We start from the raw sequence: 23,144 nt of genomic DNA on the forward strand, positions 1-23,144 counted from the left end.
TCAACATGACGTTCCGTTGGCGCTTGTGCGACAGCCCGCGAGCTGTGTATGACAGCGCGACGACAGCGTAAAAACCTGTGTGAAAATTCGCAGGAACACACGCAACTCACGCCGGCAGAAGCTCGTACGGACGCATCATTTCGTTGTCCTCGTGCTCGAGGAAATGGCAATGCCATACGTAGCGGCCAGGCTCGCCATCGAAGCGCATCGCGATACGTGTGACCATGCCGGGATCGGTGCGCACGGTATCTTTCCAGCCGGCTTCGTGCGGCGGCGGCACCTCGGCGGGCCCGGTGTATTTGACGATGCGATGCGCGTTCCAGGCGAACAGGTCGAACGGTCGGCGATCGATGATCTGGAAGCGCACCAGATGTAGATGAATCGGATGCGCGTCACCGGTGATGTTGACGAAGCTCCAGGTTTCCGTCGTGTGCTGCCGTGGTTTTTCGCTGATCGGATCGGACCACATCTTGCCGTCGAGCAACATCGTCATGGCGTTGCCGCTGGCATCGTCCTGCTCGCCCAGCGCGAGCTGGCGATCACGTACGGCGCTGGCGGGGTCGATGCGTGCGACGGGTCGCAGCATAGCTGGCAGCACGGAGGTATCTTTATTCCCACGGTCGCGCACGCGGAATTCCAGAATGCCTTCGGATTGCTGGCGCAGCTGCAGCGACTGGCCATCCATTCCGGAAAAATCCACGATCACTTCCGCGCGCTCGGCTGGATACAGCTCGATGCGCGAGCGTTCCAGTGGCGCGCTCAGTAGGCCCTGATCGCTGGCGATCTGCTGAAAGGCGTGGCCGTGCGATAGCGACAGATCGAAGAAACTGGTGTTGGCGACATTGATCAGGCGCAGTCGATAGCGCCGCGGTTCAACCTCGAAGTACGGATACAGCTTGCCGTTGCACAACACGGCGTTGCCGTGACACTCCGATACCCACGGTGCGGAAGGGTCGTCGGACACCGGGTAATAAAGTTGGCCATCTCTTGCGATCAGCCGATCGCACAGGATCAGCGGAAGATCGTAATCACCGGAGGGCAGGTTGAGCGCCTGTTCGTCGGCATCGTGCACGTTGAATGCACCGAAAAGCCCTGCGTAGATATTGAGCCGGGTAATGCCCATCGCGTGATCGTGGTACCACAGCGTCGCCGCATCCTGCACGCTCGGGTAGTGATACTGCACGGATTTGCCCGGTATGTACCAATCCTCCGGCCAGCCATCGCTGCCAGCTGGCACGCGCGCACCATGCACGTGCGTCACGGCACGTACCAGCGGTTTGTCTTTTTCTGCGCCGTGGATGGTGTGATCGATCGGCAGGAAATGTTTTGTGGGTAGGGCATTTGCCCATTCGATCAGCAGCGGCTCGCCGCGTCTTGTCTCAATGGTCGGGCCGGGCGAGCTACCGTTGTAACCCCACATCGGTGTGGGGGGCAGGTCGCGGTGCAGTTTCGCGCGGAAGGCCTGCATTTCCATGCGGTAATACGGCAGGCTGCGGTTCGGATACGCGGGATGAGTGCGCTGACCGGTGGCGCGCGCTATCGACGGCACCGGCAGCGCATCGACGAATTTGACGAGCGAGGTGGGGTTGAGCAGCGGAACATTGGGCGCCGCCAGCGTCGGCATGGCCATGCCGGCCGGCTTCATCGGCATGGACATCGCCGGTGCTTCGGCTGCCGAAGCCAGCCGCAGCGCATCGCTCAACGCATAGGCGCCGATGAGGCCGCCGGCACTGCACAGAAACTGACGCCGCGACAGCGTCACCGAGAGGGCGGCTCTTGAGTTGGACGGCCATTTGAAATAGCGGGCCCAGCGGCGAAAAAAAGGAAAGCGGTCAATTCACCGAACGGAAGTGCGCGAGTCATGCAAACACTCTAGGCAGGCTGGATGACAGTTGTGTGGCAGCTTTTTATTGCGACTGCTCGATTTGATTTGCTGCCTGCCGGCACATGAACGGAAGAACTTTCGTCAGTAGAAACGTCTCAGTCTATCGCCTGCATCACCGAGCTGGCCGGCGCGCCCTGGCCTGTGCTCGGTGCCTGTTCGGCCGCGGTGGGTTCAAGCATGTGCGCGCGACGCCAGCCACCCCAGCGGTAATAACTCATCGCCAGCAGCATCGCTACCAGCGAACCTAGCGGGAAGCTCCACCAGATCGAATCTGCACCCAGTCGGGATTGCAGCAGCAGCGCGAACGGCGGACGGATCAGCCACATCGAAATCAGCAGCATGACCAATGGCGGCCACACCGCGCCGGTTGAGCGCACCACGCCAAACAATACGAACGTGGCGCCGAAGAACAGGAACGACCACATGGCGATGATGTTCAGGTGCATTGCCAGCCGGATCGCCTCGCCATCGTTCGGAAGAAACAGTCCCAGCGCCGCGCGGTTGAACAGGTAGATGATGCCGATCAGTGTGCCGCCCAGCAGAAAGTTGTAAAGCAGCCCCGCACGCGCGATACGACTGACCCGATCCCACAGCCGCGCGCCAACATTCTGTGCGGACATGGACGACACCGCCGCACCGATCGCCATCGCCGGCATTTGTACGTAGGTCCACAGCTGGCTTGCAGCACCATAGGCTGCCACGGTGTGCGAGCCATAGGCGTTCACCAGCCGCATCATCAGGATCGCGGAGCTCGATATCACGATCATCTGCAGGCCCATCGGCAGACCCTTGAACACCAGTGCACGCAGCAGTGCCGGGTCCGGTTTCAGATAGCTCAGCTCCGCGCCCGTCAACCGCAGGAAATGCTTGCGTCGGTACAGCGTCGTGATGAGCGCGGCCAGCGCGATGATCTGCGCGATCAGGGTGGCCGTGGCCGAGCCGGCTATGCCCATCTTCGGCAGCGGACCCACGCCGAAAATCAGCAGCGGATTGAGCACGATGTCCAGCACCACGGCCAATCCCATGAAGATCAGCGGCGTCTTCGAATCACCGGCGCCGCGCAGTGTCATCATCAGAAAGTTGAGGAAGTACATCGGTGGCATCGCGATGAAAATCACATGCAGATAGGCAATCGCAAACGGCAGAGCATCCGCCGGCGTACCGAGCAGGCGCAGGATCGATTCGGTGCCCAGATAACCGGCCACAGAAACCAGGATGGATAGCGCGACGAAGAATCCGGTACCCGTGCCGACCACGCGCTTGGCCTCGTTGATATTGCGCGCGCCCAGGCTTTGTCCCACCAGGATGGTGCTCGCCATGCTTACGCCGAACACCATGCTCAGCAGCAGAAAGATGATCAGCGACGAGTTGCTGCCGGCGGTAAGCGCGGCCTCGCCAAGGTAATGGCCGATCCACATGGCATTGACGGATGCGTTGAGCGACTGCAGCACGGTGCTGCCCAGAATCGGCAGCGCAAAGAACAGCAGCGTGCGGGCGATCGGGCCTTCGGTCAGCAGCGGTTGCCGGGATCTGGGTGAAGACATGCGGACACTTCCGGAGGAGGTATTTGGGTAACGCAGACGACGATGGCTACATCAAGTTGAGGGTGCCATCGTTTGTAAACGACGCATCATCGCTCAGAAAGTCCTGAAAGGCTCGTTTCCATAGCTGGAAAAGAAAATCCCCAGCGCATGGACTGGGGATCTCATTATCAACATGCCGATACAGTGCCTGTCAGAAACTCAGGCCTGCCAGCGCCATGGTTTCACCGCGATTGGGTTCGTGAAGGCCTGCGTTGGATATATGTCGTAACTGCAAACTGAAATGCTTTCCCTGCCAGCCGAACGTACTGGCGAACTCCAGAGGGCCGCTCAGCCCCGGTGTGCGACCGGTGTTGTACGTGGGCTGGAAGCTGAAAAACAGATGCCGGTACCAATCACCCTGCTGTCCATACTGAAAGCGCGCACCGGCGCCGGCCAGGAAAGCATTCTCACGGGTGTTTTTGCCTTCGATATGGTGTTCATAGAGGTCACGCCCGTCGAGCCAGCCCAGCGACACATCGGGTTCCCAACTGAACAGGCTGCTGCCGATCGGTTGGGCATCGAAAACGCCTTCGACGAAAGCGGCATTCGTGCCGTAACTGTTGGAATAGCTGCGCCCGGCCTCAACCTCGAACGTGGTCGCCGCGGCTGGCAGGGTCAGGCTTAGAAGTGCTAGCGCTAAGGCAGCGCGCAGCGATTTGGCGGGCAGTCGCATGAGGGAATCCCTATCTTCCGATATAAAAGTTGATGGATGATTTTCGATGACGCGTCGCTTCAAGGTGAATCCAGGCTTAGCTCAACTGCTGGCGACTCGCTTGAATTTCAAGCGGGCGCCGGAAACGATGCGTAAAGGTTGATTGAAGTGCGCCATATCAATGACCACCCGACGCTGCGCCGGCCTTTGCTGCAAACGGTGGTCGGGTCATCCAGATCACCGCGATCAATGCGATAAAAATCCAACCCAGCACGTGGAACACTTCGTTGAATGAAATCTGGTAACCCTGCTGGGTAATCATGTTGTTGATCACGCTGCTGCCGGCCGTTGCATCGCCGCGCCCCAGTTGCGAGATGGCCGTCTGTGCGGTTGGGCTGTAGGGCGTGATGCTTTCCGCCAGCTGCTCGTGATGCACGATGGCGCGGCGATCCCACAGGAACGTGGTGAGTGAGGCTGCAAAACTGCCACCCAAGGTTCTCAGGAACGTGGCCAGACCGGCGCCGGAAGCGAGCTCGTTCTGCTTCAGATCCGATAGCAGGATGGTTAGCACCGGCATGAAGAACAGTGCCACTCCCAAGCCTTGCAGCAACTGCACCATGGCGACGTGATAGAAGTCGATGTCGAGGTAAAAACCCGAGCGCAGAAAGCAGGTCGAGCCCATCACCAGAAACGCGCCTGATGCCAGCATGCGCAGGTCGAATCGCGTGGCGTACTTGCCGACCGCGAACGTCAGCAATACCGGTATCACGCCCAGCGGTGCAGTGGCGTAACCGGCCCAGGTGGCGGTGTAGCCGAGATTGCGCTGCAGCCACAGCGGAATCAGCAGGCCGATCGCAAAGAAGGCGGCGTAGGCAAACATCAGCGATATCGTGCCGTAGCGGAAATTGCGGTGTCGGAACAGTTTGAGATCGACAATCGGGTCCTTGTCGGTGAGTTCCCAGATCAGGAATACCGCCAGCGAAATCGCCGACACAATGCTGGTGAAGATGATGAAGTTCGAGTTGAACCAGTCATCGTCATTGCCCTTGTCCAGCACGATCTGCAGCGCGCCCACGCCGATGATCAAGGTGATCAGGCCGACATAGTCGATCTTCGGTCGCTGGGTCTGCTCGACGCGGCCCTTCATCTGGTTGGCCACGACCATGCTGGCGAAGATGCCGATCGGCACGTTGATGAAGAAGATCCATGGCCACGAATAGTTGTCGGTGATCAGGCCACCCAGGATCGGACCGGCGATCGGTGCCACCACGGTCACCATCGCCAGCAGCGCCAGCGCCATGCCGCGTTTTTCCGGCGGATAGATGCCGATCAGCATGCTTTGGGTGATCGGATACATCGGGCCGGCCACCGCGCCCTGAATCGCACGGAACACGATCAGCATGCCCATGCTTTGCGAGATGCCGCACAGAAACGAGGTCAATGCGAACAGCAGGGTGCTCCAGACAAACAGCTTCACCTCGCCGAAGCGCCGCGTGAGAAAACCGGTCAGCGGCAGCGAGATCGCCATGCTGACCGCGAACGAGGTGATCACCCAGGTGCTCTGGTCATTGCTCACGCCGAGGTTGCCGGCAATCGTCGGCAGCGACACGTTGGCAATCGTGGTGTCCAGCACTTGCATGAACGTGGCCAGCGAGAGGCCGATCGTGCTCAGTGCAAGGTTGGGTGGACGGAATGGTTCGGCCATGGGGATCTTCAGTCGGGGATGTCGGGCGCGCAGCCTTCACGCAGGAGCAGATCGGGTTTGCGCGAGTCACCGTGTGATCGCGCAAACCGTTTCCGGTTTAAGCGGTGATCTGTTTAAGCGTTGATCTGCGCCATCATTTGCTGCTGCCCATGTTGTCGTGAATGACCTTGGTGATTTCCAGGTCGGCCTTGGCCAGCTGTTGCTTGTAGACGTCGGTGCTGAACACCGGTTCGGTCGGCGCGTGCTGTGACAACGTCGGGCCGCTTTGATCGTGCAGAGTCACGTCCACGGTCACCGACATGCCCAGGCGCAGCGGATGCTGCTCCAGCTGCTGCGGATCGTCGAAGAACACACGAACCGGAATGCGCTGCACGATCTTGATCCAGTTGCCGGTGGCGTTCTGCGCGGGCAGCAGCGAGAACGCGCTGCCGGTGCCGACGCCGAGGCTTTCGACCTTGCCCTTGTAGGTCACCGCGCCGCCGTAGACGTCGGATTTGACTTCCACGGGCTGACCGATACGCATCTTGGTCAGCTGGGTCTCCTTGAAGTTGGCATCGATCCACACACCATGCAGCGGCACCACCGCCATCAACGCCGTGCCCGGCGCAACGCGCTGGCCGACCTGCACCGAGCGTTTGGCTACATAGCCGTCCACCGGAGCGACCAGCGTGGCGCGCACATCGTCGAGATAGGCCGAACGCAGCCGGGCGGCGGCGGCCTGCACATCGGGGTGCGAGGCGACCACGGTATCGTCGATCAGCACGTTGCTGGTCTTGTACTGCTGCTGGGAGGAGGTCAGGCCACTTTGCGCGGTGTCCAGCGCATCGCGTGCATGCGACAACTCCTCGGCCGAGATGGCGCCGGATTTGGCCAGCTCGCGACGGCGGTTGTAGTCGGCCTGGGCTTTCTGCAAGGCGACCATGCGCTGCGCTACATCGGCCTTGGCACCATCGACGTTGCTGTACAGGCCGCGCACCTTGCGCACCGTGTTCGCAAGGTCGGCACGGGCTTCGGCGACCATCACGTCGGCGTCGCTCGGATCGAGTTGCACGAGCACCTGGCCTGCGTGGACGCGGTCACCGTCATCGGCGCCGATGCTGACTACCGTGCCAGCGACCTGCGGCGTGATCTGCACCACGTTACCGTTGACGTAGGCGTCGTCGGTACCTTCGTGCCAGCGGCCATCGAGGAAATACCAGAGCGCCCAGCCGATGATGCCGAGCACCACCACGATGACGAGAATGCGCAGCAACAGGCCACGCGAATTCTTCTTCGGTGGCTCGGTGGTCTGTGCACCGGCCGGCTTGCCGGCGAGCGTGGATTGATCGGGTTTGCCCTGACCAGACGCGTTTGAATCAGGCCGGCTTGGATCAGATGTGTTCTGATCGGATGGTTGGCTGGACATGGTGCTGCCTCAGGAACGTGAAGATGTAAGGGAAGGGGAAGAAACGAATGCGGATGGAGTGGCGGCAGCCTGGGATTTGGCATCGTCGTGACCTGGCAGGCTTTCCGGACGGAAACCGCCGCCCAGCGCCTGGATCAACTGCACCGAAAGATCGACTTGCTGCGCCTGCAAACCGGCCATCGCCTGCTGGGCAGACAGCAGCTGCTGGCGCACACTGAGTGCTTCCAGATAGCTGCCGATGCCGGCCTTGTAGCGTTGCTGTGCCAGCTGCCATGCACCGTCGGCGGCATCCACAGCTTGCTGCTGGGCGGTGATCTGCGCTTGTAGTGATCGCAGGCCCGAGAGGTCGTTCGCAACATCGTTGACCGCACCGACCAGAATCTTGTTGTATTGCGCCACGGCTTCGTCGTACTGCGCGTCCTTGCCGGCAAGATTGGCGCGCAGCCGGCCGCCGTCGAAGATGGGCAGGCTGATTGACGGCGCCACGCTGAAGAAGCGCGCTGGTGCTTCAAACAGGTTGCCGCCGCCCAGCACCACCAGCCCGGCATAGGCGCCGATGCTGACATTGGGCAGAAACTGTGTCTTGGCCACCTTGATGTTTTTGCTGGCGGCTTCGACGCGCCAGCGCGCGGCAACCAGGTCGGCGCGATGGCCGATCAGATCGACCGGCAGGTTGTCCGGCACCGCCACGGCAGCAGGATTCAGCGTTTGCGGCCGGGTAACCGCCAAGCCACGATCCGGACCCTTGCCGAGCAACACCGACAGCATTGACTGCGCTGTTTCGATCGAATGATTGGCGACGGCGAGCTGTTCGTTCGCGCTGGCGACTTCGGAGTCGCTCTGCCTGAGCTGGATCTGATTGTCGATGCCGGCGGCCACGCGCTGACGCGTCAGCGTGCGTGCGCTGTCGGCGCGGCTCAGTTCGGCCTTGGCCACGTCCTGCCCGGCATACGCGTAGCCAAGCTGCACATAGGCGCGAGCGACATTGGCCGACACCTCGATGCGGGCGGCGCGGCGTTCGATCTCGTACGCACGCGCCTGACCGAGCGCGGCTTCCCACGCGGCACGCTTGCCGCCCCACAGGTCAAGGCTCCAGCTGAAGCTGACATCGGCATATTTGTACGGTGCGGTGTGTCCGTCACCCAGTGGCTGCGCGGTGACCGGCAGCCGTGCATCGCCGACGCTACCGCTGGCATTGACCTTTGGCAGCCGCGCGGCGTTGGCGATACCGGCCTGTGCCTGCGCCTCGCGTGCCCGCGCGTCGGCCACGGCCAGGTCGGGGTTGCTCTGCAGCGCTTCGGCAATCAGTGCGCTGAGCTGGGGATCACCCAGCCCGGTCCACCAATCCTCGTTCGGCCACGCGGCCGGGGAGACGTTGAGTCGGGCCAGGCTCTGCTCGGTTTTGAGCGAGTTCGGATCCGTCAGCGTGCCGTCCGAATGCAGGCCGCCGCTGCTGGCGCAACCGGCCAGTGCGAGGGTTAATACAGTCGCTGCTGCGAGAAGATGCAGGCGCATGAGTCAAAGTCCAGAGAGTAAAGGTCAGTTCTTGTCGCGAAGCGTGTGCAGCACACGCTCCAGGTAGTCGTGCAATTGCGCTTGCTCGCTGGCGCTCAACGTACGCTGCGCTGCCGCCATGGCGCGATTGCTGCAGGCGAAAGCGGGGTCGCGCCATATGGTATGTCCGGCCTCCGTCAGTTCGATGCGAAGGGCGCGCCGATCCTGCGCATGCGGCGTGCGACGCAGGTAGCCCTTGCGCTCAAGATGGTCGAGCTGACGTGTCATGGCCCCGCCATCGATCTCCACCGCACGGGCCAGTTCGGTTGCCGACACGGTGCCGAGTTCCTGTGACTTCTTGAGGATCAAATACTGCGTAAAACTCAAATCCACATTCTGGCTGGCGAATTCCGCCTCGATGGCACGTACCAGTTCGGAGCGAACCATCGCCAGCAGTGAGCCCAGGCTGTTTGCAGGAGCTTTCGTGCTGAGAGGTTTCTCGGCGGGTGAGGCGGGCGGATGCTGATTCATGCCATGCATTCTATTGCAAGCTATATATTTGTCAAGGCAAATATATTTATCTTTATCTTTGCTCCAGCAAAAGTCGGCTCAAACCTGCTCCATTCAAACCCGCGTCATTCAAACCTGCTCCAGGCCATTCCAAAGGCGGCCAACGGCCAGCTCGTCAGCCAGCCAGGCACGCAAGGCCGGATCGCGCAACTCAAACAGTTCGAACACGCCCAGCGCCCGCAGGGTCGGCAGCTGTGCCAGCAGCCGCGGCTCCATGGCGCGACGCACGTGCTCGGGGGTCGCGGGATCGAGCATCTGGTGCGCACAGGCGACAAAGGTTTCCAACGGCGATGCTGTCGGTTCGCATTTCACGGTGTGCAATTTGATGGGTGGCATGGGAGCCTCCTGAATACGCGGCGGGGCACTGCAACAGGGAGTGATGTCAGAGGCGCATGAGCTTGGCGCCCTCTTCGGTGCGCCCTCATTCGGCCGAAAAACCGCGAGCGGCGGCAGCGGCGGGATTCCAGTCACGCGATGACTGGATAGCCGATAGCTTAGGCAAGTCAGCAACAATCTGATAACGTTATTTGGTCAACTTATATCGAGAACCGGCCATGACGATGTCCAAGCAGCAGGCCCACGAGCTCATCGAGCGCATCGATGGTCCCGCCCTGATCGCTTACTGGTTCAACGACGAGGCTGCCAGCGAATATGGCGAAGGCACGCGCACCTACGACTGGCATCAGCATTTACGCGGGCAGTTCTTTTGCATCGAGAGCGGTCTGGTCCAGGTGCATACCCGGCATGGTTCCTGGCTGCTGCCGCCGCATCGCGCCGGCTGGATGCCGCCGGGCGAGCAGCACACGGTCACGATCAGTGGTGCGATGAGCGGCTGGGGCGTATTCATCAGCCCGACGATCGACCACGGCCTGCCCCATCACCCCTGCGTCATCGGCGTCAGCGAGCTGACCCGTGCGCTGATCCGTCGAGCCAGTTCATGGGCATGGCATGAACAGCTGAACGATGAGCAGGAGCGCGTGATGACGGTGCTGCTGGACGAGATGCGCCGCGCGCCGCACGAATCGCTCTATCTGCCGATGCCGCTCGATCGCCGATTGATACGCATCGCGCAGGCCATACTCGAACAGCCGCATGACAACCGCGGCCTGGACGACTGGGCGGCCTGGGCCGGTCTGTCCGCGCGCAGCCTGAGCCGGTTGTTCCGCGCCGAAACCGCGCTGAGTTTCGCCCAATGGCGTCAGCAGGCGCGGCTCAGTCGCGGACTCGAGCAACTGGCCGAAGGTACGCCCGTGGCTGCGGTCGCCGACGCGCTGGGCTATGTCAGTGTCAGCGCGTTCGTGGCGATGTTTCGGCGTAACTTCGGTCAGCCGCCGGCCCGTTATTTCGCGCGCCGGCCCATGCCGGCCTGATCAAACGCATGCGTGGTACGTTCTGCGCGCGCATCGAGCGTTACCGCAGCATCCGGCACTGATTTTCGCCAGCACCAACATCGGCGGTGTGCTGATGGCGCTGGCGGCGATCGGCATGATCGCCTGGAGCTGATCGCGCGACAGTGACTTCTGGGAGATGAAAGCGTACGGCGGCCATGCCTATGCTGAAAACTTCCCGGCGCGTGTGGCGCCTTCGTCACCAGGATACTTTTTCCATGCGCAAACTTCCCCTCGCGACGGCGCTGGCCGCCCTGCTGATCAGTGCCGTCGCGGTAGCCGCCGACAAGAAGGATGACCAGCACAAGCCCGATGCAAAACCGGACGCTGCGCTGCTGGAGCCACAGTCCTCGACCACCGATGGCTCGGTGTCGGTCGAAGGTCACAGCATCAGCTACAAGGCGGTCGCCGGCACGCTGGTGCTGCATGGCAGCGGCGACAAGGAGAACGAGCCGCAGGTCAGCATGTTCTACGTCGCCTACATGAAGAAAGGCGTGGAGCCGGGCAAGCGGCCGGTCACCTTCATCTATAACGGCGGCCCGGGTTCGGCCACGGTGTGGCTGCACATGGGGGCGTTCGGTCCCAAGCGCGTGGTGACTGCTGACGATAGCCATACAGCAGCTGCGCCCTATGGCCTGGTCAACAATAACTACAGCCTGCTCGATGCCTCCGATGTGGTGTTCATCGACGCGCCAGGGGCCGGCTTCAGCCGCCTGATTGCCGCCGACGACGACAAGTCCAAGCGCGACGAGCAGATGAAGGATCGCAAGAAGGCGATCTACAGCGTAGACGGCGATGGCCACGCGTTCGCGCAGTTCATTACGCAGTTTCTGTCGAAGTACGGCCGCTGGAATTCGCCAAAATATCTGTTCGGCGAAAGCTATGGCACCACGCGCTCGGCCGTGCTGGCGAATATTCTGGAGAACGAGAACAGCGTCGATCTCAACGGCGTGATTCTGCTGTCGCAGATTTTGAATTTCGACACCAGCATCGATGGCCCGCAGTTCAACCCAGGCATCGATCTGCCGTACGAACTGGCATTGCCCACGTTCGCCGCCACCGCGTTCTATCACCACAAATTGCCGCAGCAGCCGGCGGCGCTGGAACCGTTCCTCGAAGAAGTGAAGCAGTACGCGCTGGGCGACTACACACAGGCATTGATGGCCGGTTCGCGACTGGGCGACGCGCAGAAACAGGCGGTGGCGGAGAAACTGCACCAGTACACCGGCCTGCCGGTCGACTACCTGCTGAAGGCGAATCTGCGGGTGAGCGGCGGCATGTTCGAACATGAACTGCAGGCCGGCGACGACATCACCACCGGCCGGCTGGACAGCCGTTTCTCCGGCCCGTCACTCGATCCGATGGCCAAGGATTCCGAATACGATCCGCAGTCCTCGGCGATCAGCTCAGCCTATATCGCCGCGTTCAACGACTATGTGCGCCGTGACCTGAAGTTTGGCGATGGCCAGCAGTACCACGAGTTTGCGGACGTCGATCATTGGGATTTCTCGCACAAGGCGCCAGGCGTGGATGGCGAGGCACTGCAGTCGTCGACCAACGTGATGCCGGATCTGGCGACGGCGATGAAGACCAATCCCAATCTCAAGGTCTACTTGAACGGTGGCTATTACGATCTGGCCACACCGTTTTTTGCGGCCGACTATGAGATGCATCACATGCCGATACCGACCAGCCTCGAGAGCAATATCAGCTATTCGTGGTATCCGTCCGGGCACATGGTTTACGCACACGAGGCCTCGCTGAAAGAGCTGCACGACAACGTCGCCCGCTTCATCGAGCAGACCGACAACGTCAAACGCTGATTGAGCTTCGCCGCCGGGCGCTCAGCGTTTCGGCGGCACGGTATGGCGCGGTGCGGTTGAGCCGCGCACCACCAGTTCGGGACGGAAACCTTCGTTGACTGTGCTCAGCACTTCGCCATTGGCTTCACGCTGCAGGTCGTCGATCAACCGTTTCGCCGCGTGACGGGCGATTTCTTCGGTGGCCTGGCGTGCGGTGGTCAGCGCCGGCCACGACTGCTTGGAAAACGGACTGTCCTCGAATCCGGCGATCGACAATTCGTACGGCACGTTGATGCCGTCCGAATGCGCCGCTGCCAGCACGCCGGCAGCGATCTCGTCGTTGGAGCCGAAGATCGCGGTCGGGCGATCCTTCAGCGCCAGCAATTTACGCGCGCCACGGAATCCATCGTCGAAAGTAAAATCGCCAGGCAGGATCAGCTTGCGATCCAGCGCGATACCGTAATCCCTCAGCGCATCCTCGTAACCCTGGTAGCGCTCGGGGCTCGAGCGGTGCTCCCGCCCGCCCCACAGAAAACCGATGCGTTGATGGCCGAGCTGGATCAGATGTTCGGTGATCGCATAGGCCGCATCGCGGTCGTCAACGTAGACGCAGGGATAGCCGTCCTGCGGATCCTGCCGCGCCGAAATGATCCGCATGAAAGGGATCTTGGCTTCCGTCAGCGTGCGGATCAACTCCGGTTGTTCCGACATCGGCGGTGCCAATACGAGGCCGGCTAGCCGCGAGCGACGTGCCAGCTCGCACAGTTCGTCGGCCAGCTTCGGTGAGGACGAGTCGCAGGGATGAATCTGCAGGCCGAAGCCGCCGCTGCGGCACGCCGACAGCACGCCGAGCTGCATGTTGATGATGTAGTGTGCGTTCGGGTTGTCGTAAACCAGGCCCAGCGCGTACGCACGCGTACTGCGCAAACTGCGCGCGGATGGATCGGGCTGATAGCCAAGCGCGTCGATCTCGCGCTGCACCTTGGCACGCGTTCGCGCATGCACCGACGGCTCATTGTTGATAACGCGCGACACCGTCTTCAGCGAGACGCCTGCCTTTTCTGCGACATCCTTGATAGTGGAACTGCGCAACCGCTAAACCTCATCTGTCGACTGTGATGGCAGCGCCATCGCGCCGACAACACCGCACGTGGCGTGCGGTGTTGCGTGCATCCTAGCGTATGGCCATGACCGGGGCGACCTCGAATGAAGCCGCCGGACCGGATTCCGGTTACTGCTGCTGGCCAACGCGATGACCGGCGAGTCCGTAAAACAGAATGTACAGATAGCAGGGCACCATCAACAGCAGAAACGCGAGCTGGAAATCGACATGCTCCTTCAGGTGCACGAACAGCTGCGGTATCACTGCACCACCGGCAATCGCCATGATCAGCAAGGCCGAGCCACGTTCGGTGAGCGCGCCCAGTCCCTTGATCGCCAGCGGAAAGATCGCCGGCCACATCATCGCGTTGGCAAAACCCAGCGATGCGACAAAGCCAACCGACAGATAGCCGTGGGTGAGAAATGCACCGATCGAAAACAGCACGCCAAGCACCGCCGAGATCGCCAGATAGCGCTGCTGCGAAACGATTTTCGGAATCAGCAGCAGGCCGGCGACGTAGCCCAGCAACATCGCGCCCAGCGTAAATGCGGTGAAGAACTTGGTTTGATCCAGCGGCAGATTAAAGCCGGCGCCATAGGTGCCGATCGCGTCACCGGCCATCACTTCGACGCCGACATACACGAACAGGCACAGCACACCCAGCCACAGATGCGGAAAATGCGTGATGCCACGCGATGCGGTTGCATCGCCGGCACGTGCCGGTGTGCTGTTGGCCGAGGCCGACTCGATATCCGGCAGCGAGGAACGCGCAATCCAGATCGCCAGCAGCACCAGCACGCCGGCGATCACCATGTACGGCACATGGACTCGCGAGGCGAATTCGTTGAGCAGCAGTTCGCGCGTGACGGGATCAGCTGCCTTCACCTTCTGATCGAGATCGCCAATGCCGTGCAGCACCAAGGTGCCGATCAGTATCGGCGCCAGGATGCCGGCCACTTTGTTGCAGATGCCCATGAACGCGATGCGCTGCGCCGCGCTGTCGATCGGACCGAGAATACTGATGTACGGATTCGATGCGGTTTGCAGCAGCGACAGCCCGGCACCGATGACAAACAGTCCAGTCAGTGCGCCGGCGAACACACGCATGCTGACGAACTGGCCGAACAAAAGCGCACCGATAGCCATCACGAACAGCCCCAGCGCCATGCCTTTTTTCATGCCGGTACGGCGCAGCACCAATGAGGCAGGCAGCGACAGAAAAAAGTACGACAGATAAAACGCTGATGGCACCAAAAACGCATTGAAGTCGTTTGTCTGAAACGCGAGTTTGACGAAGGTGATCAGCGGCCCGTTGAGCCAGGTGACAAAACCGAAGATGAAAAACAGCATGCCGATAATCATCATCGGTCCGAAATTCGTGCGTGCGGCTGGCGCCGCCGTCAGTGTCGCTGCCATCGATGATTCTCCCCGGGTGCTTCGATCTGATTGATCTGGTCATTCGCGACGTCATCGGCCGACTGGCGGTGGCATCACGAATGTCTCTTTATTGGCCGTAAAGTGCATCGTTGTCAATTCGCGTCGCACAAAAGCGCCATGCTCGTTTGACGACTTGATGGTTGCGAAGCCGTCTGATCCAGCTTATGCGGCACTGCGACAGCTAGCAATACAGGCGAAATTTATCTTCTTTTAACCTGATATCTAGCCATTTGAAGGCATTCTTCATGTCATCTCGCCAATAGTTCATGGATGGATGTTGCGGTGCCGCGCAACGCGAAAAAATAAATTTGATCGCAAAGTTGACAACGTTGTCATTTTAATTCCAGACTCCGTCAAATCAGGCCCGCAACAGGCCAGCGGTGATCCACCGTTGTCCGGTCGAGGCCATACCGTTGTCGGGAGAACGGAGTGGGGGAAGTCGCCAATCAGCGTCATGCATCGGAGCCGCAGGCAGCAACGCTGCCGGGTACGCCGGTGTCTGGCGAGTCAAGCCGAATCGTCGAAGCGTTGAACCGACCGTTCCTCGCCGCCGATGTGGGCGGCACGCATGCGCGCATCGCTCTAGTGGCCGGCAGCGCGGACAGCAAAACGCCGATCAACGTGTTGCATTACCACCGCTACAACTGCGCCGAATGGTCCAGCCTGGGCGCGATGCTGCAGGATTTTGTGGTGCAACTGGCCGGCACGCCGCACGCTGCCGCAGCCAGACACATCGATCGCTGTGCGCTGGCTTGCGCCGGCTATGTGCTCGACGACGTCATCATCAACGAAAATCTGCCCTGGCCTGTGCCGATCGCTCCGATTCGCGAAGGCTTGGGCATCGACAAGCTGGAAGTGATCAACGATTTCGAGGCGGTGGCCTACGCCACCCAATTCATCGACGCATCCGAGACGCGACCGATCATCGAAACCGCGCAGCCGATATCGACCGGACCGATGCTGGTGATGGGACCGGGTACGGGGCTCGGTTCCGCGGTGTTATTGCCAGGCCAGCCGCGGGCGCGGGTGCTGCCGACCGAAGCGGGGCTGGTGGCGCTGGCGCCGGGCACCGAACGCGAGATCGAAATCCTGCGCGTCTTGCGCCGCGACCGTCCGTACGTGGCGTATGAAGACGTACTGTCCGGTCCCGGTCTGCAGAGGCTCTATCGCGTGCTGTGCGAATTGCGCGGCGGCGAAGCCAGCCTGCACACGCCAGCACAGATCACCGGCGCGGCCTTGGCTGGCACGGACGCCGCCGCATTGGAGTCGCTCAATGTTTTCTGCGGGCTGCTCGGCAGCTTCGTTGGCGACCTGGTGCTGCTGTATCGCGCCAGTGGCGTGTATCTGGCTGGCGGCATCCTGCCGCAGATCCAGTTTTTTCTGCAGACCAGCACCTTTGCCGAACGCTACTTCAACAAGGGCGTGATGCGTGCCTTTCTGCAACAGGTTCCAGTACGACTGATCGAGCACGGCCAGCTTGGTGTCATTGGCGCCGCAGGCTGGTTTCTGGACACGGTGCATGAAGAGGAGGCGACATGAAGAGTGAGTGCACCCGATCGGGTAACACGAGATCAGGTAACACGGCGCCAAGCCGCAAACGCACACCAGGACTTACGTAAACCAGGGACACGCAAACCAGCCCAATGCCGTGCACCACGCCGGCCTTGATCCGCATCACCTCTGAGGGGAGGACGTCATGAATTATCGCAAGACTCTGCTAGCCGCCAGCATCATTACCAGCCTGTGTATGTCTGCGGCGGCGTTTGCCGCCGATGGTGCGCCGACACCGAGCGCACCGGCACAGGATACGTCCAGCCAGTCGACTACAACCACGCCAGCGCCAGCCGCCACGCAGGAAACACGCGACGCCAACTCGAAGAAGGTCACTAACCTGGTCGGCGTTACCGTCACCGGCATCCGCGCCAGCCTGCAGGCATCGATCAACACCAAGCGCAACGCTGATGCGATTGTCGATGCGATCACCGCCGAAGACATCGGCAAGTTTCCCGCCAGCAACGTGGCCGAGGCCTTGGCGCAGATGCCCGGCATCACGCTCGATCGCAGCATCCCCGGTACCCAGCGCGTCTCGATCGACGGTATCGATCCCAGCCTCAACCTCACCCTGCTCGATGGCCATCCGGTGGCGCAGGCGATCTGGCTCTACGGCGACAGCCCGAACCGCGGCTTCAACTACTCGCTGCTGGCACCGGACGTGATCGGCAAGCTCGAGGTCTACAAGAGCCCCGAGGCGCGTCTGCCGGAAGGCGCGATCGGTGGCACCGTGATCATGCACACGGTCAAGCCGCTGGATGTGCCGTCGAATACGCTGAGCGGTTCGTTTGGCGACAACTACAACGACATGGTCGGCCACGGTCGTCCGTCCGCGTCGGTGTTCTATAGCTGGAAAAGCGATGACAATACCTTTGGCGTCGACGTTTCCGCTCAGCACCACGAGCAGTTCGGTGATCGCCAAGGCCTGGAAAACTACGGTTACACGCAGGTAGGAACGCTCGCGGCAAGCAGTCCGGTAGTTGCCAGCGAAATTGCCAGCGGTGCCATCAAGGCCACTGATCAAATTCCAAACCAGGTCAGTGCCACCAACTTCCAGCAGACCGAGAAGCTCGACAGCGTCACCGTCAACCTGCAGTGGAAGCCGACCGAGAACTTCTCCTCGACCGTTGGCTTGATGTATGTCAGGGACAACCTCGACAACGTCAACCAGTCGATGTATCCGTGGGCGACCAACAACCCCGTCGGCATCACCTCGCTGACCGAAGGCCCGAACGGCATCATTACCAGCGGCACCCAGGCCGGCACCGCTTGCCTCAACAACCTCAATTGCGTCAGCACCGCGCATACCTATACCGACAACAACGCGCGCATCTCGACCATCACCACCAAGGGCATCGATTGGCAGGCCGAGTACAAGGGTGATGGCTGGCGCTTGAACGGACAGGTCGGCGTGAGCACGTCGCGTAACCCGATGGAGCAGGCGGTCAAGGAAATTTTCTACGGCGGCGGCTTCGACTGGAGCCTGTCCAAGGGCCCACAGTTCACCGATCCGACAACGGCCAACAACCCGGCCTACTGGGCTGACAACGGCTGGGGCGGCAACCTCGGCAAGGAGCTGTACAAGTCCAAGGACACCTATGGTCAGCTCGACTTCAGCAAGGATTTTGACGGCTTCTTCAACGAATTGCTGGTCGGCGCGCGCTACACCTCGCACTGGGAAAGCCAGGTGCTTAACGTCTACACCGGCGCAGCCACGCTCACTCTCGACCAGATCGGCTACGGCGGCCTTAGCGACCTGGATGGTTCGTCCAGCCTGGGTCTGACCAACAGCTCGATCCACCACGTACAGACGTCCGGCTCCAGCGCGATCTTCAACACCATTCTCGGCACGCCGGGCTTTGGTACTGCGCAGGATGCCAACTCATACTGGGACAACACCTTCAACGTGCAGCAGCAGAACAGCGCGGCGTATGCCCAGCTGAACTTCGGCAACGATGACGTGCACGGTAACCTCGGCGTGCGCTTCGTGCATACCAAGTTCACCGACAGCGGTTACAACATTCCCGGCAACTGCGCGGCAGCCGACTCGTTCGACTGTACCTTTCCTGCCGGTTACGGTTACATAACCCAAAACAGCACGCGCAACGATTGGCTGCCAGCTTTCAACATCGCGTGGAACGTGGCACCGGACATCATCCTGCGTGGTGCGGCGTCGGAGACGGTGGCCTATGCGCCGTATAACCAGATGGCACCGTACTTCCAGGCGAATGACACGGTGCTCACCGCCGCTGCCGGCAACCCGAACCTGAAGCCGTACCGCTCACTCAATGCCGATCTGTCGGCAGAGTGGTACTTCAACGATACGTCGGTATTGGCCGTATCGGGCTTCTACAAGAGCATCCTCAATTACATTGTCAATGCGGCGACGATGCAGGAACGCATCAATGGTTCCTGGACCCTGCCGGGTTATGCGGTCAACAGTGCCGCTTCGTTTATTGCCACCGGCCAGTGCACCACGGCAGGTATTTGCGACTACAACGTGACTGCGCCGGTTGATGGCGGTCGCGCCAAGGTCAAGGGCGGCACCATCAGCTACCAGCAGGCCTTCAGCGATACCGGCTTTGGCATCCGCGCGAACTACACGTACTCCAATGCGTCAACCGCGACCGGCGGCGCATTGCCGTACAACTCCAAGAACGCCTACAACCTCAGCCCGTACTTCGAGCAGGGGCCGTACAGCGCCAGCGTCTCTTACGGCTGGCGTTCCAGCTATCTGGCCGGTGGCTACGTGGCGGGTGCGCCGGCGACCTATGTCGACGGCTACAAGGAACTTGACGCTACCGCGGGCTACGAGTTCAACAAGAACTTCTCGGTCAACCTCAACGCACTCAACCTGCTCAACTCGACGTACCGCGCTTACCTGGGCAGCAAGACCCAGTTGTCCGAGGAATATGTCACCGGTCGCCAGTACATGCTGAGCGCGCACTTCAAGTTCTGATCGACCAGTTCTGATAGAAAAGCACTGATAGACAAGCACTGATCCACCCGTAACGTTTCACCATCAGGTTCTCTTCTTGAGGCTTTCTTCCCCCACGGACCTGGCACTCTTGCCAGGTCCATTTTTTTTGGTGGGGAACATTGATAGGCAAGGCGGTAGCTCATCGGAGCTGCCGTTACCACAACGCCGCCGCCGAGACACGTCATGAATCTTGCACGTCTTGTTTTCTGTCTCAGCTTTTGCTCGGCGACCGCTATGGTTCATGCGGCGACGCCAGCGGTTTCTCCTCCACTGATTCCGCTGCCGGCGCAGATCAGCTATGCCGATGGTGCGTTTGATGTCGATGCAAAGACGCCGATCGTGGTGGTTGATCGTGATGCATCGACGCGCAAGACAGCGGATTATCTGGCTGGCATCGTTGCGCGGACGCGTGGCCTGCATCTGCGGGTTGAAGAGCACCCGGCATCTCCGAAAGCCATCGTGCTGCAGCGTGATCCGCAGGCCACGATGGCGAATCGCGAAGGCTATGTGCTTGACGTGACGCCGCAGGGTATTCGCATCAGCGCGCGCGACGATGCTGGCCTGTTCTATGGTGCGATGACGCTGGCACAGCTGCTTACGCCAGATGACAAACACGGCCCGGTACACGTGGTGGCCATGCACATCAATGATCAGCCGCGCTTTGTCTGGCGCGGGCTGATGCTGGACTCGGCGCGCCACATGCAGAGCATTGCCGAGATCGAAACACTGCTCGACCAGATGGCCCAGCACAAACTCAACACCTTCCACTGGCACCTCACCGACGACCAGGGCTGGCGCATCGAAATCAAGCGTTACCCCGAACTCACCCACACCGGCGCCTGGCGCAAGCCGGTCGATGCCGGACGCGACGGCCAGCCGCTACGCTATGGCGGCTTCTATACCCAGGAGCAGATTCGCCAGCTCGTCGCCTATGCCGCTGCGCGCTACATCACCGTGGTGCCGGAAATCGACATGCCTGGCCATGCGCAGGCGGCGGTCGCCTCCTATCCGTTCCTTGGCGTTACCGGCAAGCGGCCGCCGGTGTCCGAGGACTGGGGCGTGCATCCGTATCTCTACAACGTCGACGATGCGACGTTTACTTTTATGGACAACGTGCTCGACGAAGTGATGGCGCTGTTCCCCTCGCATTACATCCACGTCGGTGGCGACGAGGCGGTCAAGGATCAATGGAAGGCCTCGCCGGCTGTCCAGGCGAAGATGCATGCGCTGGGGCTGAAGGACGAGGATGCGCTGCAGGGCTGGTTCATCAGCCGACTCGGCCGTTACCTCTCTGCGCACGGCCGCCGGCTGATTGGTTGGGACGAGATACTCGGAGGCGCGGTGCCGGACGATGCTGCGGTGATGTCATGGCGCGGCATCCAGGGTGCGATCGACGCGGCGCGGCAGGGTCACGATGTGGTGCTGTCGCCGTCACCTGACCTGTATTTCGATCAACTGCAGAGCGATCGGGCGGACGAAATTGCAGGGCGCATTCCGGTCAGAAGTCTGGCCAGCGTGTATGCGTTCGAGCCCGTGCCAAAGGCGCTCAATGTGTCACAGGCAACGCATGTACTCGGTGCGCAGGCCAATGTGTGGACCGAGCACATGCCGACGATCGCGCACGTTGAGCACGCAATGTTTCCACGACTCGATGCGCTGAGCGAGGTGGATTGGTCGCCCGCGGCGGCACGCGATTGGCATGGCTTTGTCGCGCGCCTGCCTGCGCAGTTCGCGCGCTATCGTGAGCAGCAGATCGGCTACGCGGACAGCGCGTTCGCGCCGGACATCACGGTCGATCGGACCATCGCACTGACCACTGGCGCAGCGCAGCTCACGCTGACCAATCAGGCCGGCGATGACACATTGCACTACACGCTGGACGGCAGCGTGCCGACCGTCGCCTCGCCGCTGTACAGCACACCGCTCGCGGTGAAGCTACCGTTGACCGTGCGTGCTGCGGCCTTCAGCAGCAGCGGCATGTTGCTGGCATCGCCTCGTCAGCGCCTGCTGGATCGGACCAGCCTGCTCAGCGTCAGCGGCAACGCCATGCCGAACTGCCCGGGCAGCGATTTCCGTCTGCGCGTGCAGCCGATGCCCGACGCCGTCTCACTGGCACCGGTCTATAGCATCAACGTATTCGACAGCTGCCAGTTCTATCCCTCCACACCGATGGATGGCATCACGCGCATCCACGTCGATGCCGTGCGGCTGCCGCGCAATTACCAGCTGGCGCACGATGCGAAGCTGGTGGTGTCGCGTCCGCACAGCACGCCGTTCGGCGAGCTGGTGGTGCATCAGGATCGCTGCGATGGTGATGTATTGGTCACGCTGCCGTTGCCCGATCCATCGCGCAGTGCCCGGCGGTTCCCGCTCGACGCGGCGTTGCCCGTGTCGCACGGTTCGCATGCGCTATGCCTGATCTACACCGCACCCATCGAGGGTGATCTCTATGCGCTCGACCGCGTCACTTTGCTGACGGGCAACGCAACGGGCGATACGCGCTGATGAGCACTGCTCCACACCGGCTCGCCTCGGTCGATGCACTGCGCGGCTGTACCGTGGCGGCGATGCTGCTGGTCAACGATCCGGGTGATTGGGGTCATGTCTACGCACCGCTGGATCACGCCGTGTGGAACGGCTGCACACCGACCGACCTGATCTTTCCCGTGTTCCTGTTCGTGGTCGGCGTCTCGGTGGCGCTAGCCATGCTGCCGCGATTGGAGCAAGGTGCTGCGCCGCGACCGTTGATCCATGCCGCGCTGTGGCGGGCACTGCGTATCCTCGCGCTTGGTGTGGCGATCAACCTGCTGGCATGGCTGTTGATGCCCGGTGCCCATCTGCGTTTTCCGGGCGTATTGCAACGTATTGGCGTGTGCTTTGCGGGCGTCGCGCTGTTCGCGATTTATACGAAACCACGTGTGCAGTGGGCGACGATTGCGCTGTTGCTGATCGGCTACGCAGCGCTGCTATGGTGGGGCGGCTCGCTGGCACCATGGACCAACATCACCAGCCGGGTGGACAGCGCGGTGTTCGGTCGCTTCGTCTACTTGATCGATCCGGCCACGGGTCGTGGGCACGATCCGGAAGGTCTGCTCGGCACGCTGCCGTCACTCGCCACGGCCTTGCTGGGCCTGCGGGCGGGATGCTGGCTGCGCCAGGGGCAAAGGAAAACCTTACTGATAGCGGGCCTGGTTGCGCTGGTGGTTGGCGTGCTGTGGTCGTTATGGCAGCCGCTCAACAAGAATCTGTGGACGCCTTCGTTCGTACTGTGGTGCGCGGGCTGGTCGATGCTGGCTCTGCTGGCTTTTCATGTGCTGGTGGATCGCTATGGCTGGCCGGCGCTGGGCCGACGTTTCGGCATCAATGCCATCGCAGCCTACGCCGGCTCCGAGCTGATGCAGATCGTGCTGCATCAGCTTGGCTGGCAGGAGCCTCTCTATCAACACGTGTTTGCCAAGCCACTCACGCCGCTGGTCGGCGCTTATATGGCGTCGCTCGCTTACGCGCTGGCTTTCGTCATGGTCTGGTGGCTGATCGTGTACGCGCTGGATCGGCGGCGCTGGTATCTCAAGCTTTGACGGGTGAGGCAG

The 23,144-nt window shown here is 61.3% G+C and carries 16 protein-coding genes; 6 read left to right on the top strand and 10 right to left on the bottom strand.

Features of this window, described 5'->3' with window-relative positions:
• Positions 1-106: 106 nt before the first annotated feature.
• The 8 genes from HDE79_RS01270 to HDE79_RS01305 form a co-directional block, all read right to left on the bottom strand.
• Positions 107-1,762, bottom strand: a complete 1,656-nt coding sequence (locus HDE79_RS01270) for a multicopper oxidase domain-containing protein (RefSeq protein WP_184600114.1) — start codon at positions 1,760-1,762, stop codon at positions 107-109.
• 218 nt (positions 1,763-1,980) lie between these two features.
• Complete coding sequence (locus tag HDE79_RS01275) at positions 1,981-3,429, bottom strand: MATE family efflux transporter (RefSeq protein ID WP_184600115.1); 1,449 nt, start codon at positions 3,427-3,429, stop codon at positions 1,981-1,983.
• A gap of 190 nt (positions 3,430-3,619) precedes the next feature.
• Positions 3,620-4,141: an acyloxyacyl hydrolase gene (locus HDE79_RS01280; RefSeq protein ID WP_184600116.1), complete on the bottom strand. Its 522-nt coding sequence runs from the start codon at positions 4,139-4,141 to the stop codon at positions 3,620-3,622.
• A 157-nt stretch (positions 4,142-4,298) separates the two neighbouring features.
• A complete protein-coding gene (locus HDE79_RS01285) occupies positions 4,299-5,825 on the bottom strand; it encodes a DHA2 family efflux MFS transporter permease subunit (protein ID WP_184600117.1) in 1,527 nt (508 codons plus the stop codon).
• Between the two features lie 133 nt (positions 5,826-5,958).
• Complete coding sequence (locus tag HDE79_RS01290; RefSeq protein ID WP_184600118.1) at positions 5,959-7,230, bottom strand: HlyD family efflux transporter periplasmic adaptor subunit; 1,272 nt, start codon at positions 7,228-7,230, stop codon at positions 5,959-5,961.
• 9 nt (positions 7,231-7,239) lie between these two features.
• Positions 7,240-8,745 carry an efflux transporter outer membrane subunit gene (locus HDE79_RS01295; RefSeq protein WP_184600119.1) on the bottom strand — a complete coding sequence of 502 codons (1,506 nt, stop codon included), beginning with the start codon at positions 8,743-8,745 and terminating at the stop codon, positions 7,240-7,242.
• A gap of 24 nt (positions 8,746-8,769) precedes the next feature.
• Positions 8,770-9,255, bottom strand: coding sequence for a MarR family transcriptional regulator (locus tag HDE79_RS01300; RefSeq protein ID WP_184600120.1), 486 nt, complete (start codon positions 9,253-9,255; stop codon positions 8,770-8,772).
• A 108-nt stretch (positions 9,256-9,363) separates the two neighbouring features.
• The gene (locus tag HDE79_RS01305) at positions 9,364-9,630 is read right to left on the bottom strand and encodes a hypothetical protein (RefSeq protein WP_184600121.1); all 267 of its coding nucleotides are present in this window, start codon (positions 9,628-9,630) and stop codon (positions 9,364-9,366) included.
• Between the two features lie 218 nt (positions 9,631-9,848).
• Here HDE79_RS01305 and HDE79_RS01310 point away from each other — a divergent pair, with 218 nt between their 5' ends.
• Positions 9,849-10,664 (top strand): helix-turn-helix transcriptional regulator, encoded by an 816-nt coding sequence (locus tag HDE79_RS01310; protein WP_184600122.1) that lies wholly within the window; start codon positions 9,849-9,851, stop codon positions 10,662-10,664.
• Between the two features lie 236 nt (positions 10,665-10,900).
• Positions 10,901-12,505 carry a peptidase S10 gene (locus HDE79_RS01315; RefSeq protein ID WP_184600123.1) on the top strand — a complete coding sequence of 535 codons (1,605 nt, stop codon included), beginning with the start codon at positions 10,901-10,903 and terminating at the stop codon, positions 12,503-12,505.
• 21 nt (positions 12,506-12,526) lie between these two features.
• Here HDE79_RS01315 and HDE79_RS01320 read toward each other — a convergent pair whose 3' ends face one another.
• The gene (locus tag HDE79_RS01320; RefSeq protein WP_184600124.1) at positions 12,527-13,576 is read right to left on the bottom strand and encodes a LacI family DNA-binding transcriptional regulator; all 1,050 of its coding nucleotides are present in this window, start codon (positions 13,574-13,576) and stop codon (positions 12,527-12,529) included.
• Positions 13,577-13,715: 139 nt separating this feature from the next.
• On the bottom strand, positions 13,716-15,002 hold the full coding sequence (locus HDE79_RS01325; RefSeq protein ID WP_184600125.1) for a sugar MFS transporter: 1,287 nt from the start codon (positions 15,000-15,002) through the stop codon (positions 13,716-13,718).
• A 537-nt stretch (positions 15,003-15,539) separates the two neighbouring features.
• Between HDE79_RS01325 and HDE79_RS01330 the strand changes: the two genes are divergently transcribed.
• The 4 genes from HDE79_RS01330 to HDE79_RS01345 all read left to right on the top strand — a co-directional run bounded on the left by HDE79_RS01330 (position 15,540) and on the right by HDE79_RS01345 (position 23,132).
• Positions 15,540-16,562, top strand: a complete 1,023-nt coding sequence (locus HDE79_RS01330) for a glucokinase (RefSeq protein ID WP_184601056.1) — start codon at positions 15,540-15,542, stop codon at positions 16,560-16,562.
• Positions 16,563-16,719: 157 nt separating this feature from the next.
• On the top strand, positions 16,720-19,533 hold the full coding sequence (locus tag HDE79_RS01335; protein WP_184600126.1) for a TonB-dependent receptor: 2,814 nt from the start codon (positions 16,720-16,722) through the stop codon (positions 19,531-19,533).
• 204 nt (positions 19,534-19,737) lie between these two features.
• The gene (locus HDE79_RS01340) at positions 19,738-22,059 is read left to right on the top strand and encodes a family 20 glycosylhydrolase (protein ID WP_184600127.1); all 2,322 of its coding nucleotides are present in this window, start codon (positions 19,738-19,740) and stop codon (positions 22,057-22,059) included.
• Positions 22,059-23,132 (top strand): heparan-alpha-glucosaminide N-acetyltransferase domain-containing protein, encoded by a 1,074-nt coding sequence (locus HDE79_RS01345; RefSeq protein WP_184600128.1) that lies wholly within the window; start codon positions 22,059-22,061, stop codon positions 23,130-23,132. The genes HDE79_RS01340 and HDE79_RS01345 overlap by 1 nt, the downstream gene beginning before the upstream one ends.
• Positions 23,133-23,144 lie beyond the last annotated feature (12 nt).

Source organism: Rhodanobacter sp. MP1X3 (assembly GCF_014207165.1).
Lineage (GTDB): Bacteria > Pseudomonadota > Gammaproteobacteria > Xanthomonadales > Rhodanobacteraceae > Rhodanobacter.